Genomic DNA, 15,803 nt, shown 5'->3' on the forward strand with positions numbered 1-15,803 from the left:
TATAGTGAATCGGCGTACGCATTATCCTTGACGAAGCGCCAGCTTTTGCACTTCCCGATTATAGGCTTGCATAATGTCGCGGCGCGATATCATTCCGTCGAGTTTTCCGTCTTTATCCACCACTGGCAGATGGTCAAAGTCGCGGATGCCAAATTTTTCCAGAGCATCCTGCAAGTTATCATCAATTGATACGGTGACAACATCGGTGGTCGCCAGATCTTTTGCGACCAGAATATCGTCAAGCCCCTCTTCAAACATTACCTTGCGGATATCTTGAAAGGAGAGGATGCCAACTAGCTTTCCATCCGTGTCGAGCACAGGAAAATCCATTTGTGAACTATGGGCAATCAGCATTTGAATTTGCTTAAATGACATAGATTCGGCAATAGCGTCGCAGTTTTTCGTTTCAACATTGGCCACTTTCAGCCGTTGCATAATCGTGAGGTCTTTGCCACCGGCTAAACGATAACCACGCCTGATCATTGGGATGGTATCGATCGATTCTTGCCCCATCATTTTCACTAGCGAGGTGCCAATCATACACGCAAACATAGTGGGGAGCACGATGTTAAAGTCCCCTGTGATTTCAAAGAGCAGGAAAATAGCCGTCAGCGGTGCGTGGCTGGCGGCGGCAACCATTGCTCCCATGCCAACCATCGCGTAGGATGGGGCGTGAATTTCAAAGGGAAAAATCATATTACACCCGATGCCAAAGGCCGATCCCAGCATCAGTCCGATAAACAGTGAAGGGCCAAATACGCCGCCAGAGAGTCCACTTCCCAGCGTGACGCCCGTCGCAACCATTTTCACGAAAACGAGCGCTAAGAGCAGGTAAATCGAGATTTCACCAAGGAGTGCATCGTTCATCCAGCGATATCCGACTCCCATCACCTGCGGAAACGCAACCCCCATCACACCAACCAGAAATGCACCAAACATTACTTTGCGCCACACTGGCCATGGTGATGCCTGAAAACGGTCGTAAATATTATAATAAACACGGATGAAAATCATCGCCACAACGCCAACCAATAAGCCCAGAATGGCGTAAAGGAAGTATTCCTGCGCGCTGGCCATTTCAAATGCGGGCGTAACTATTTCAATGTCTTTTTCAAAAATAGCGCGCGACACCACGGCTGCAACCGCTGCTGAAATAACAATCGGGCTGAAACTGAAAATCGCGAGGTCGCCCATCAGCATGATTTCCAGCGCAAACATTGATCCCGCAATGGGCGCATCAAAAGCCGCTGAAATGCCACCGGCGGCACCACAGGCCACGAGCACTTTCATGCGTGCCCCACTCATCTTGAGAAACTGACCCAGCATCGAACCAATTGCGGCACCTATCGCGACAATCGGCCCTTCGCGCCCAGCACTTCCCCCACTGCCAAGCGTAACCGCGGTGGTTATTGTACGCAGAAAAATAACGCGAGGGTGAATTATGGCGTTTTTGAAAATAACGTTTTCTAGCAAGCTTGGCATGCCATAACCGCTCGACTCTTTGGGATATTTCAGGAGCAAGGGTAAAATGATGAGCGCCCCAGCAATGGGAATGATGATGAGCAGCAGTCGACCCGGAAAATCATACGATACGCCAAGGTAGTGAAAAGCATCTTCAAAAAATAGCTTTTCCATGGCGCTAATCGATATCCGAAAAAGGGCGTTAAACAGCGCACTGGCTACCCCGATAATGGCAGCCATAATGATAAGAAAGGTGTTGTCGTTGATCCGCAGCAGCGATATCAACTGCAAAAAACGGACGTGCGCGGTGGCAAGTCCTTTAATGTACTTACGTTTAAAACGGCTAGGCATAACACTCTTTCTCTGTTGAAACGGGTACATAGCATCGGACGTTGATTCAGGGCAGCCGTGCAATGGTGCGTGTGTTACCCTGTGGGCGCGTTGCTCACAATCATGGCACGCAATTGCTCGATAAGCTGCTGTATGCGGTCAAACTTGGTCTTCATGCTGGTGCGATTGACCACCACGCGGCATGATGACGTAAAGATTTTTTCTTTGATGATTAACCCGTTTTGCCGAAGGGTCTCACCCGTTTCGACAATATCGACAATACGCCCTGAAAGGCCAACCAGCGGTGCAAGTTCAATGGAACCGTACAGCTTAATCAGTTCAACATCAACCCCTTTAGCGGCAAAGAATCGTTCGGCAATATTCACGAATTTCGTGGCGACAACCGTCCCATTGTATCCCGGCACTCGCTCGGAAAAACCGGCTGGTTCGGCGACAACAACATCGCAGACACCAAACCCAAGGTCGAGTGGTTCACATAGGTCGTAGCGCGTTTCTTCCAGTGTATCTTTCCCGCAAATGCCGATATCAGCCGCGCCGTGATGGACATAGGTTGGAACGTCCGTCGCACGAACCGTCATAAAACTTACCTGTAAATCGTCGCGCGTAAAAATGAGTTTGCGCGATCCGGAAAACATCTCGGGACAACCCCAGCCGATTTTTTCGAGCAGAGCCATGGACTCTTCCTGAATTCTCCCCTTTGGGAGTGCGATCATCAGTGGCTTTGCCATTATGACGATACCCTTTCTATCTGCGCGCCAAGCGCGGCAAGTTTTGTTTCTAGCTGTTCATATCCACGATCAAGGTGATAAATTCGTTGCACTTCGGTTGTCCCCTCGGCGGCGAGCGCAGCTAAGACCAATGAGGCGCTGGCACGTAAGTCGGTGGCCATCACCGGTGCTCCCTTGAGTTGCGCCGCTCCGCGCACCACGGCGCGTGGTCCCTGGATCTCAATTTGAGCACCCATGCGGCGTAGCTCGGCAACGTGCATAAAGCGATTTTCGAAGATGGTTTCTTCAATACTACTTACCCCTTTGGCGCGGCACATGAGCGCCATGTATTGGGCTTGCATATCGGTCGGAAAGCCGGGGTAGGGGCTGGTTGTAACGTCTCGGCTGATGATGCCATTGCCGATTACGCGTACACCTTGCGGTGTGCTTTCAATTTTGACCCCGCAGTCGCGCAGCTTGATAATCACCGAGTCAAGCAGTGGGGCAATATCGCCAATGACGTGCACATCGCCGCCGGTAATCGCGGCCGCTACAATTAAGGTTCCCGCTTCAATCCGATCCGGCATAATCGAATACGTTGTCCCTTGCAGGGCCTCGACGCCTTCAATCGTGATGGTGTCTGTTCCTGCCCCCTCAATGCGTGCTCCCATCTGAATCAGGCAGTTCGCTAGATCGCGCACTTCTGGTTCGCGCGCAGCGTTGCGCAGAATCGTTTTTCCCTGAGCCAGTGTGGCAGCCATCATGATATTTTCGGTGCCCGTAACTGTGACCGTGTCAAACCAGATTTCCGCCCCCTGCAACCGATCGCATTCGGCCAGAATATATCCATCCGCAAGGTCGATTTTTGCGCCCATTTTTTCGAGTGCGCTCAGGTGAAGATTTACTGGACGTGCTCCAATGGCACAGCCGCCAGGCAGACTGACTTTTGCCTTGCCGTAGCGCGCCAGTAAGGGGCCAAGCAGCACAATACTCGCCCGCATTGTCCGCACTAAATCATAATGAGCCAGACATGGGCTGGTGGGGGAAGTTTGCACGCAAAAACGTTTTTCGTTGCTTACGTAGTGGCTTTCAGCACCCAAAGAAAGTAACAAGCGACGCATGGTATCAATATCGCGTAAATTCGGCACATTCAAAAGGCATGTCTCTCCCTCGGCAAGCAACGTTGCTGCTAACAAGGGAAGTGCCGCATTTTTTGCTCCGCTGACAAAAACATCTCCCCGTAAAACCTGACCGCCAGTAATCAGTAATTTATCCATCATTTTCCTCGCGTATGAACAGCTTATAGAGCGTATTTTTATCGTGCCGATAATACACGAATACTGCAAAAAAAACACTTGCGACACGATTTTAACGGCAATTTTCTGCGTTTCATCAAGGCGTTATACGGCGCGGTAGCCGCGACTATGTATCTGTGGTAGTATGAGCAGACCTTGCGGAAGGAGCACCTTTCATGGACTTTGTTCACTTGCACTTACATACACAATACTCGTTACTTGATGGTGCGATAAAAATTAAGGAACTCGTCAAAAAGTGTCAGGACGAGGGGATGAAATCAATTGCCATTACTGACCATGGCTGCATGTTTGGTGTGTTGGATTTTTATAAGCAATGCACCAAGGGGGGGATTAAGCCCATTCTTGGCTGCGAAGTGTACGTTGCCCCTGGCGGTATGCTGGAAAAGCGCAACGCCGAAGGGGTGTACGAAGGAGCCTTTCACCTTGTTCTGTTAGCCGAAAATGAGGTGGGATACCGGAACCTGATTTATATGGTTTCTGAAGCCTATATGAAAGGTTTCTACTATAAGCCGCGCGTAGACAAAGAGTTACTTCGCCAGCACTCCGAAGGGATTATCGCCCTTTCGGCCTGTCTTGGTGGCGAAGTGCCAAACTTATTGTTGGCGGGTAAGCGCGATGTGGCGCGTCAGTCGGCGCTCGAATATAATTCGATTTTCGGGCAAGGGAATTTTTTCCTCGAAATTCAGGAAAACGGGATGGAAGCGCAGCGCGATGTCAACCTGCAGGTGATCGCGTTGGCTGACGAACTGGGTATTCCGCTGGTTGCGACCAATGATTGCCACTACTTGCGCCGTGAAGATGCCAAAGCGCATGATATTCTGCTGTGCATTCAGACGCAGAGTGCTTTTGATGACCAAAAACGCTTCCGCTTTGATTCCGACCAGCTTTACGTGAAAAGTCCGGCCGAAATGCACCGCGATTTTGCCGCATACCCAGAAGCATTAGCCAATACCGTCAAAATTGCGGAGCGGTGTAATGTAACGTTAGAGTTCGGTCAGGTGTATCTGCCGAAATATCCCGTTCCTGAAGGACACGACCTCAACTCGTTCATCCGTCATATGTCGCGCGAAGGGCTGGCGGAGCGTTTCGAGCAGTTTGAAACGCTGAACATTACAGTCGATAAAGAGTTGTATCGTGAGCGGTTGGAGCTGGAAATTGACGTAATTATTTCGATGGGTTTTCCCGGCTATTTCGTCATAGTAGCGGACTTTATCCAGTGGGCGAAACGCAACGATATTCCCGTGGGTCCAGGGCGTGGATCAGCTGCGGGAAGTTTGGTCGCCTATGCGCTGAAAATCACCGACATCGATCCAATTCCATACAATTTGCTTTTTGAGCGGTTTCTGAATCCTGAGCGGGTTTCCATGCCCGATATCGATATCGATTTTTGTATGAACCGTCGCGGCGAAGTCATTGAGTACGTGCGTGAAAAATATGGGCGCGAAAATGTCTGCCAAATCATCACGTATGGCGCCTTGCTTGCCAAAGGGGTGCTGCGCGATGTGGCACGCGTGCTTGGTCTGCCGTATGCTGATGGCGATAAGCTGTCCAAGCTGGTTCCCGATAAACTCGGCATCTCACTTCGTGAAGCGATTGATATGGAACCAAAGCTTGCTTCGACGGCGGCGGCGATGCCACATGGCGAAAATTTGATGCAGTACGCGCTGGCGCTTGAAGGGCTGTATCGTCAGGCAGGGATGCACGCGGCTGGAGTCGTCATTACCGATGAGCCCATTCACACCTACGCCCCACTCTACCGTGGCCCTGAGGGCGAAGCAATTTGTCAGTTTGACAAAGATCAGGCGGAAAGCATCGGGTTGGTAAAATTCGATTTTCTGGGATTGAAAACCCTAACTGTTATTGATGATGCCTGTCGCTTAATCGCTCAGACACAGAAGTTACCACAGAAGTTTGATATTGCTGCGATTCCGATGGATGACCAGAAAGCCTACGATTTACTCTGTGCCGGAAAAACCACCGGTGTGTTCCAGCTTGAATCTGGCGGGATGAAGAATCTGATTGTCAAACTGCGGCCTTCGACTTTTGAAGATATTATTGCGTTGGTCGCGCTCTACCGTCCAGGGCCACTCGGTTCGGGCATGATTGATGACTTTGTTAACCGGAAGCACGGAATAGCCGAAGCAACCTATTCGCTCTCTGCACTGGAACCGATTCTGAAAGATACGTACGGCGTTATTGTGTATCAGGAACAGGTTATGCAGATTGCGCGCACCCTGGCAGGGTACTCGCTGGGGGGAGCGGATTTACTGCGTCGTGCAATGGGAAAAAAGAAGGCTGAAGAGATGGCCAAGCATAAGGAAATATTTCTTTATGGTGATGGGAAGAGTACGCCGGGGGCGCAGGCGTTAGGCTTTGATGTAAAAAAAGCCGAGGATATTTTCGATTTGATGGCATTCTTTGCGGAATATGGTTTTAATAAATCGCACTCCGCAGCTTATGCTTTGATTGCCTATCAGACCGCTTATCTAAAAGCCCATTATCCATCAGAATTTATGGCGGCACTTATGTCGAGTGAAATGGATAATACGGATAAAGTTGTACACTTCATTAACGAATGCCGCGAGATGGGGATTCTCGTACAGCCACCCGATGTCAATAAGTCGGGTCGTTCGTTCAGCGTTGATGATGATGGTCAGACAATTATCTTTGGGTTGACGGCGATTAAGAATGTTGGCGGCAAAGCCGTCGAAGAGATTATCCACGAGCGCGAGACGGCAGGCATGTATCGCTCGCTCTACCATTTCACAGATCGTATTGATTTGCGCAACGTGAATAAGCGGGTTGTGGAAAACCTGATTAAGTGTGGTGCGTTTGATGCACTGCATGCCAATCGCCGCCAAGCATTTGAGGCCGTAGAATCAGCTTTCTCACGTGGGCAAGCCGTTCAGAAAGAGCGTGAATCAGGCCAGTTATCACTCTTTGCCGTTGAAGAGGAAACACACAGTTGGGATGAGAGTGGCGAAGAATACGCCGATGTTCCCGATTGGGACGCTTCACAGCGCTTAACCGCGGAAAAAGAAACACTCGGATTTTATATCACCGGCCACCCGTTGCAACGCTACGAAAAGCACCTGCAATGCTTTACCACATCTATTGCCGCACTTGATGAAATGGAAGCGGAACAGAAGGTTCGTTTGGGTGGGCTGCTCAGTTCGGTGCAAATCAAAATGACGAAAACAGGGAAAAAGATGGCAGTGCTTATCGTAGAAGATGTTAGCGGTAAGTGTGAAGCGATTGTTTTTCCAAAAACTTATGAACATATTTATGAACATCTACATGTCGATAATATACTGATTTTCGAAGGTAAGGTAAACGCACGAGATAACGGTAAAAACATTGCAATTGAAAAGGTTTACACGCTAAGTGACGCCCAGAAAGCATTTACCAAACGTGTAGAACTTTCGATAGACACAGAACGGTTTTCCACAGAGTTATTCACACAACTTAAACAGGCTGTTGAGCAATACCGTGGGGAAAAGCCTGTTATTGTCCGGCTTCACCATGAACCAGAGTGGGAAGCAATTTTTCAAACCAACCTTGCTATTACACCCAATACGGATTTGCTGATTCGGCTTGAAGAGATGCTTGGTAGCGATGCCATTGCTTTTACGGCATAGATGACTACACAGTATTCCACTTTCACAAAACGAAAAACCCCCAGCGGCTTTAGGCCACTGGGGGTTTTTATTTCATTGAAGTTTACAACAATTAGACGCGCACGTAGTCAACTTCGCGGTTACACTTCACGCCTGTTCCGGCTGGGATCAAGCGACCCATCGTAACGTTTTCTTTCAGGCCACGCAGGGTATCAATTTTACCACTGATACTGGCTTCTGTCAGAACGCGAGTCGTTTCTTGGAAGGATGCGGCCGAGATGAATGATTCAGTTGACAAGCTGGCTTTGGTAATCCCTAGCAGCATATGGTCGAACTTCGCGGTCAACTTACCTGCCAACTCAAGCTCACGGTTTACGTGGCGGACAGTGAGGTGGTCAAGTTCTTCGTCAAGCAGGAATTCGGAATCGCCCGGATCGGTAATGCGCACTTTACGCAACATCTGACGGATGATGACTTCGATGTGTTTATCGTTAATGCCAACCCCTTGCAGACGATACACTTCCTGTATTTCGTTGACCAGATACGCGTGTACCTTTTCAACACCCATAACGCTCAGAATATCGTGTGGGTCAAGCGCTCCATCGACCAGCATTTCGCCAGCGCGAATAAAGTCGCCATCAAGACAGTTCAGATAACGGTTCCGAGGTATCGAGTAGGTACGCGAGTCGCCCGTATCATCATTTCTGACAATAACTTTCCGCATGCCGCGCACGAGGCCGCCAATTTGAACAATACCGTCGATTTCGGCAATAATTGCCTGATCTTTCGGCTTACGAGCTTCAAACAGTTCCGCAACGCGTGGCAGACCACCGGTGATATCTTTGGTTTTGCCGGCTGCTTTCGGGATTTTTGCAATAACGTCACCAGGGAGCACTTCTGCCCCTTCTTCGACAAGGATAGTGGCACCATTCGGTAGAAGGTAACGACGAACCGTTTCCCCATGGCCATCTTTAATCGAAACGCGTGGCTGACGACGTTCTTCCGTGTGTTCGAGAACGGTACGACGAGCGATACCGGTAACGGCGTCTACTTCTTCGCGGACGGTCATCCCGTCAACGATGTCGCCGTATTTTGCCAAGCCGCTGACTTCAGTAATGATGGAAGCGGCAAATGGATCCCATTCCATCAACTTATCGCCTTGTGATACGGTTGCACCGGCTTCTTTGAGCAGCGTGGCACCGAAGACAACTTTATAGCTGTCGAGTTCGTGGCCTTCGTCATCCTCAATAATGAGCAGACCATTCCGGCTCATGGCGATAATACGTCCTTGGCGGTCGACGACAGAATTCAAGTCAACATAGCGCAGTGTACCCGACGCTTTTGTATGCGCGGTACTGGCTTCTGCCACTTTCGACGCGGTTCCCCCAACGTGGAAGGTACGCATAGTAAGCTGCGTGCCAGGTTCACCGATTGATTGGCCGGCAATAATACCAACCGCTTCGCCAATTGATACCAAGCGACCGCGCGCAAGGTCGCGACCATAGCACAACGCACAGACACCGGAAGGAGACTGGCAGGTTAATACGGAGCGTGCTTTGACGATTTCAACGCCCGCTAGTTCAATGGCAGACGATTGCGATTCGTTAATGAGATCGCCAGCTTTGGCAAGGAGGTTCCCTTCGGTATCAAGTACATCCTCGAGAGCGGTACGGCCAAGAATGCGCTCTGCAATCCCTTCGACGATATTCGACCCTTCGATGAGTGCCGAAATCCGTACCCCTTCGCGCGTACCACAATCATGTTCGGTAATGATCATATCCTGCGCAACGTCAACGAGGCGGCGGGTGAGGTATCCGGAGTTCGCCGTTTTCAGTGCGGTATCGGCCAGACCTTTACGCGCTCCGTGCGTAGAAATAAAGTACTGTAGAACGGTTAGACCTTCGCGGAAGTTTGCCGTAATTGGCGTTTCGATGATCGAACCATCCGGTTTGGCCATCAGGCCGCGCATACCAGCAAGCTGACGCATCTGCTGACGCGAACCACGAGCACCGGAATCGGCCATTACGTAGACTGAGTTAAAGTTTCTCGCACGGCGTTCTGTGGCGGAGGCATCGCCGCCTTCGCTTCCAAGTTCCACCATCATGGCATCGGCAATTTTTTCGGTAGTTTCCGACCAAATGCCAATAGTCCGGTTGTATTTCTCGCCTTGCGTAATAACCCCTTCCTGATACTTGATGGTAACATCGGCAATTTCAGCAAGCGCTCTATCAAGCAGTGACTGCTTGGCTTCTGGAATGCGCATATCATCAATACAAACAGAAAGACCAGCTTTCGTCGCGTTGCGGTAGCCCAGTGATTTGAGGTCATCAAGGAACCGAACTGTCTCCGCGTTCCCGCATTTGTGGAAGGTCTCTTCGACAAGGTTGAGCAACACTTTTTTATTCAACACGCGGTTCGCTGACGCAAAGCTGAGTTGAGCAGGGAGAATTTCCGAAAACTTGACACGGCCAACTGTCGTCTCGTAGCGTTCACCACGAACACGGCAGGTGATTTTCGCGTGAATATCGACCAATCCCAGCGAGTGGGCGGTTTCAACCTCTTCAGGCGAACTGAACTTCATCCCTTCGCCTTTAGCGTTTTTCTTTTCACGCGACATATAGTAGCAACCCAGTACGATATCCTGTGTAGGAACGGTGACTGGCTTACCGCTGGCCGGTGAAAGGATGTTATTCGACGCGAGCATCAGCACGCGACATTCAAGCTGCGCTTGGGTAGAAAGCGGTACGTGTACCGCCATTTGGTCACCGTCAAAGTCAGCGTTAAACGCGGTACATACCAAGGGGTGAAGCTGAATCGCTTTTCCTTCGATCAGGATCGGCTCGAATGCCTGAATGCCGAGACGGTGCAGCGTTGGAGCGCGGTTCAACATTACGGGATGCTCTTGAATAACCTCTTCAAGGACGTCCCATACTTCCGTGCGATTTTTTTCTACCATTTTTTTAGCGCTTTTGATGGTAGAGGCAAATCCCTTCATCTGAAGCTTGTTATAGATAAATGGCTTAAAGAGTTCGAGCGCCATTTTCTTTGGCAACCCGCACTGCCACATTTTCAGTTCAGGCCCCGCAACGATAACGGAACGACCGGAGTAATCGACCCGCTTTCCAAGAAGGTTCTGACGGAAACGGCCTTGCTTCCCTTTCAGCATATCGGAGAGCGATTTGAGAGGACGCTTATTTGGGCCACGCAACACGCGGCCACGTTTGCCGTTGTCAAAGAGCGCATCGACCGCTTCTTGCAACATCCGCTTTTCATTGCGGATGATAATATCAGGCGCCGAAAGCTCCATCAAACGCTTCAAACGGTTGTTACGGTTGATAACGCGGCGGTAGAGATCGTTCAAATCTGACGTCGCAAAGCGACCGCCATCAAGTGGTACCAGCGGGCGAAGTTCAGGTGGAATAACAGGGATAACTTCAAGAATCATCCACTCTGGCTTATTCCCACTTTTACGGAAGGCTTCCGCAACACGCAAACGTTTGGTCAATTTTTTTATCTTTTGTACAGAGGTCGCTTCGGCCAGATCCTGGCGCAGCTCAATCGTGAGCAGGTCGAGATCGAGTCCCGCGAGCATTTCACGAATCGCTTCTGCGCCCATTCCGGCGATGAATGAACCGTAGCCGTACTCTTCAATAGCCTTGTAGTAGGCTTCTTCGTTCAAGAGCGTCCGTTCACTCAGGGGAGTTCCCATGGCATCCAGGACAATATATTCTTCGAAATAGAGTACTTTTTCCAGATCGCGCAAAGTCATATCGAGAATCGTCCCGATGCGGCTTGGCAATCCTTTAAAGAACCATACATGGCTCACTGGACAGGCAAGTTCGATGTGACCCAGCCGTTCGCGACGTACTTTTGACTGAATAACTTCGACACCGCACTTTTCGCACACGATGCCACGATGTTTCATCCGTTTATATTTACCGCAGTTACATTCCCAGTCCTTGACGGGGCCGAAAATTTTGGCGCAGAAAAGGCCATCCTTTTCCGGCTTAAACGTACGGTAGTTGATGGTTTCTGGCTTGGTTACTTCGCCAAAAGACCACGAGCGAATTTTTTCCGGTGATGCCAGACTGATTCGCAATGCATCAAATGAAATCGGTTCTACCGACTCCGGAGCAAACTTATGAATTTCCAAAATGCCCTCCAGCACTATGCACGTTCAAAAAGCGATACCAAAATGGTTACTCACCATCAGTTTCCGTTGGTGTCTCAGGCGCTGCCGCTGCTGCAGGAAGCTGTGGTGTCCGGAGGTCTGGCAAATCGTATTTCGCCGCAACCGCCTTGGTGCCATCAGCATTGAGTAGCTCAAGATCCAGACACAGCGACTGAAGCTCTTTCACCAGAACGTTAAATGACTCAGGCATACCGGCCGTGAGGATATTCTCCCCTTTTACGATAGATTCGTACATTTTGGTTCGGCCAGGGACATCATCCGATTTCACGGTTAAGAGTTCTTGCAAGCAATGGGCGGCGCCGTACGCTTCGAGTGCCCATACTTCCATCTCTCCAAGTCGCTGACCACCAAACTGAGCTTTACCGCCAAGTGGCTGCTGGGTTACCAGCGAGTATGGGCCGGTTGAGCGGGCGTGAATCTTGCTATCGACCAAGTGGTGAAGCTTCAGCATATACAACACACCAACCGTGACTTCCTGATCGAACCGTTCGCCTGTACGACCATCGTACAGGACGGTTTGGCCACTTTCGTCAGCAAATGCGGCTTGCAGTAGGTCTTTAATGTCGCGCTCAGTTGCTCCATCAAATACTGGTGTAGCCACATGCAGGCCAAGGGCTTTTGCCGCCCAGCCGAGGTGCGTTTCCAGAATCTGCCCGACGTTCATCCGTGAAGGAACCCCAAGTGGATTCAGCACGATATCAACCGGCGTACCATCTGGCAGGTACGGTAAATCCTCAACGGGAAGAATGCGCGAGACAACCCCTTTGTTCCCGTGACGGCCAGCCATTTTGTCACCGACTTTCAGCTTCCGCTTCACGGCAACATAAACTTTGACCATCTTGAAAACACCTGGTGGCAGATCGTCGCCCATGTTCACACGCGATTTACGCTCGGTATACACGGTGTGCGCCGCTTCAAGTTGTTCTTCAGTAATTTCACGAATAGATTCGGCTGTTTTTACGTAATTACTTGCGCTTTCAACCGGAACATCAAGCAGTTCGTTGAGGGTGAGGCGGCCGATCATTTCGGCAGTGATGGTATCGCCTGCATCGCCGACAATAACCCCTTCGCTGAGCAGTTGATCGGCAAGTTTTTTTCCGATCAGCAGTTTGCGAATTTTATTGAGACGGTCGCGACGGATCAACGAACATTCGTCGTGATAGTCGGCGTCTAGTTTCTTGAGTTCCTCGTCTTCAATCCCTTTTGTCCGCTCATCTTTTTCTGAGCCACGGCGGGTAAAGACTTTAACGTCGACAACGGTTCCTTCGATGCCTGGTGGAATGGTGAGCGAAGCATCGCGGAAATCGCCAGCTTTTTCGCCGAAAATGGCACGAAGCAGCTTTTCTTCCGGAGTAGGTTGTGTTTCCCCTTTCGGAGTCACTTTCCCTACCAGAATATCGCCAGCCTTTACTTCGGCACCGATGCGGATAATACCGGAGTCGTCGATGTTGCGCAGGGCATCTTCGCCGACGTTGGGGATATCGCGCGTGATCTCTTCGGGGCCGAGTTTCGTGTCGCGAGCTTCTACATCGAATTCTTCAATGTGAATCGAGGTATAGACATCTTCGTTGACAATCTTTTCTGAGATCAGAATCGAATCTTCGAAGTTGTAGCCCATCCACGGCATGAAGGCGACGACGACGTTTTTCCCCAAGGCGAGTTCACCCTGTTCGGTAGCAGGGCCATCTGCTAGCACGTCGCCAGCTACTACCGTCATATCAGGATACACGATAGGCTTTTGGTTAATACAGGTGTTCTGGTTTGAGCGACGAAATTTTACGAGTGAGTAAATATCGACGCGTCCTTCGCCTTCGCGAATTTCAGACTCATCAGCGTGTACGATGATTTTGTCTGCTTCGACACTTACCACCTTACCACCACGGCGAGCAACAACTGCCGCACCGCTATCGGTTGCGACTTTGCGCTCCATCCCTGTCCCTACCAGTGGTGCCTGTGCGCGCAACAGTGGTACGGCCTGACGCTGCATGTTCGAACCCATCAGGGCGCGGTTGGCGTCATCGTTTTCAAGGAATGGAATAAGGCCGGCGGCTACAGAAACCATTTGAACTGGTGCAACGTCCATATAGGTGATGTTTTCAGGCGATGTCATTACGAATTCACCTTCGTCACGAGCCGAAACCAACTCGTTAACAAAGTACCCTTTTTCGTCCAATGGTGCATTCGCCTGAGCAATTACTTGCCCCGCTTCGTCAATGGCGCTGAGGTAATGGATTTCGTCGGTAACTCGTGAACCTTCAACTTTACGGTATGGTGTTTCGATAAAGCCATACTCGTTGATTTTCCCATGGGTTGCCAAAGAAGTGATCAAACCAATGTTTGGTCCTTCCGGCGTTTCAATGGGGCAAATCCGGCCATAGTGCGTTGGGTGTACGTCGCGCACTTCAAAACCGGCCCGTTCACGAGTAAGACCGCCAGGTCCAAGGGCGCTCAAGCGGCGTTTGTGCGTGATCTCTGCCAGCGGGTTGGTTTGATCCATAAATTGCGAGAGCTGTGAGGAACCGAAGAACTCTTTGATCGCGGCTACGATTGGCTTGGCGTTCAAAAGATCCTGCGGCGAGAGCTCTGCCAGATCCTGAATACTCATCCGCTCTTTTACCGTACGTTCCATCCGCACTAAACCAATACGGAACTGGTTCTCTAAAAGTTCACCAACACTCCGGATGCGGCGGTTGCCAAGGTGGTCGATATCATCGACTTTCCCTTTCCCGTTTTTGATGTCGTTGAGGGTTTTTACTACCAGCATGATATCGTCCCGCGTGAGGACACAGATGTCCATTGGCACGTTGAGCTTGAGGCGACGGTTAATCTTTAATCGACCAACCTTGCTCAAGTCGTAGCGTTTTGGATTAAAGAACATGTTTTCGAAGAGTTGCGTAGCCGCTTCGATAGTCGGTGGCTCGCCTGGGCGCATCTTACGGAAAATTTCGATCAACGCTTCTTCGGGCGACGTGATTTTCGTATCAAGTGCCAGGGTGTCGCGCATGGAGCTATCAGACTTGATGTTATCAATAAAGAGCAGGTTAAACGTCGTGATGCCACGCTCAAGAAAGAGATCAAAAAGATCATCAGTCAGCGGCTGATTCAATGCAGCAAGTTGCTCGCCACTGTGCGGATCGTAAATGTCTTCCCCAAGGAAAGCCGTGTCACGCAGCACTTCGAGGCGATCAATTTTAATTTTTGATATATTGGCATTGACTAAGCGACGGATGTTGCCGCGTGATATTTTATGACCCGCCCGTACCAAAATATCGCCGGTTTCGGGGTTTACAATATCGTTCATCAGCTTTTGGCCGTACAGGTTTTCCAGTGCGGTGATTTTATAGATCGTGCCATTTTCTTCGACGTGAATTGATTCACGGTCATAGAAGAAATCAATAATTTCCTTTTCCCGATATCCGAGAGCTTTTAGGACGACCGTTGCAGGAAACTTCCGTTTTTTATCGATACGAACGTAGAGTATATCTTTCGCATCGTACTCGAAGTCTATCCATGAGCCGCGATACGGAATAATTCTTGATGAATACAATACTTTTGCGTTGGTGCTGTTTTTGCCGCCATCGTCTTCGAAAAAGACACCCGGTGAGCGGTGCAGCTGACTGACAATAACCCGCTCGATACCATTGATAATAAAGGTACCTTTGCTCGTCATGAGTGGCAGTTCGCCAACATACACTTCCTGCTCTTTTACATCACGAACGAGTCTTTCGGCAGCACTGCCGGAGTCATCCTTTTCAAAAAGCACCAAGCGCACTTTAATGCGCAGAGGAGCGGCAAAAGTTGCTCCCCGATCCTGGCACTCATCGACGCTGTATTTCGGTTCGCCCAGTGTGTACGAAATGTACTCCAACTGTGCTGTAGAGTTATAATCTTCTATAGGAAAGACGCTTTTAAAGACAGTCTCAAGGCCTATTTCTTCATCGTTCTGGTGATTGGCAAACTCCAGATTAAGAAACTTCCGGTAGGAATCTTTCTGAATCGCGGTTAAATCGGGAATATCGAGAATAGACGGAATGCGAGAAAACGACTTACGCTCACGCTTTTGTGCCCGACTGTTATGCGAATGTGCTAAAGCCATTGTGACTCCCTGCAACGTTCATTATCAGTGTAAAATCGGTATCGTTGCTCATTGCGGGGCAAA

At 50.0% G+C, this 15,803-nt stretch carries 6 protein-coding genes; 1 reads left to right on the forward strand and 5 read right to left on the reverse strand.

Translation table 11 applies throughout. The features are described from left to right. Positions 1-21 precede the first annotated feature (21 nt). From P304_RS0110165 to murA, 3 genes are all read right to left on the reverse strand, one after another. The gene (locus tag P304_RS0110165; protein ID WP_051321597.1) at positions 22-1,812 is read right to left on the reverse strand and encodes a chloride channel protein; all 1,791 of its coding nucleotides are present in this window, start codon (positions 1,810-1,812) and stop codon (positions 22-24) included. 74 nt (positions 1,813-1,886) lie between these two features. Beyond that, positions 1,887-2,540 (reverse strand): ATP phosphoribosyltransferase, encoded by a 654-nt coding sequence (hisG, locus tag P304_RS0110170; RefSeq protein WP_027390455.1) that lies wholly within the window; start codon positions 2,538-2,540, stop codon positions 1,887-1,889. Continuing rightward, positions 2,540-3,796, reverse strand: a complete 1,257-nt coding sequence (gene murA, locus P304_RS0110175) for a UDP-N-acetylglucosamine 1-carboxyvinyltransferase (protein WP_027390456.1) — start codon at positions 3,794-3,796, stop codon at positions 2,540-2,542. Before murA ends, hisG begins: the two co-directional genes overlap by 1 nt. Before the next feature lie 194 nt (positions 3,797-3,990). On the opposite strand from murA, the gene dnaE reads away from it, so the two are divergent. Next, a complete protein-coding gene (dnaE, locus tag P304_RS0110180; protein ID WP_027390457.1) occupies positions 3,991-7,473 on the forward strand; it encodes a DNA polymerase III subunit alpha in 3,483 nt (1,160 codons plus the stop codon). Positions 7,474-7,564: 91 nt separating this feature from the next. On the opposite strand, the gene rpoC is transcribed toward dnaE, so the two are convergent. After that, on the reverse strand, positions 7,565-11,608 hold the full coding sequence (rpoC, locus tag P304_RS15115; RefSeq protein ID WP_084417671.1) for a DNA-directed RNA polymerase subunit beta': 4,044 nt from the start codon (positions 11,606-11,608) through the stop codon (positions 7,565-7,567). 43 nt (positions 11,609-11,651) lie between these two features. Next, a complete protein-coding gene (rpoB, locus tag P304_RS15120) occupies positions 11,652-15,740 on the reverse strand; it encodes a DNA-directed RNA polymerase subunit beta (protein WP_084417670.1) in 4,089 nt (1,362 codons plus the stop codon). Between the last annotated feature and the right edge of the window lie 63 nt (positions 15,741-15,803).

This window comes from Chrysiogenes arsenatis DSM 11915, from assembly GCF_000469585.1.
Taxonomy (GTDB): Bacteria; Chrysiogenota; Chrysiogenetes; order Chrysiogenales; family Chrysiogenaceae; genus Chrysiogenes; species Chrysiogenes arsenatis.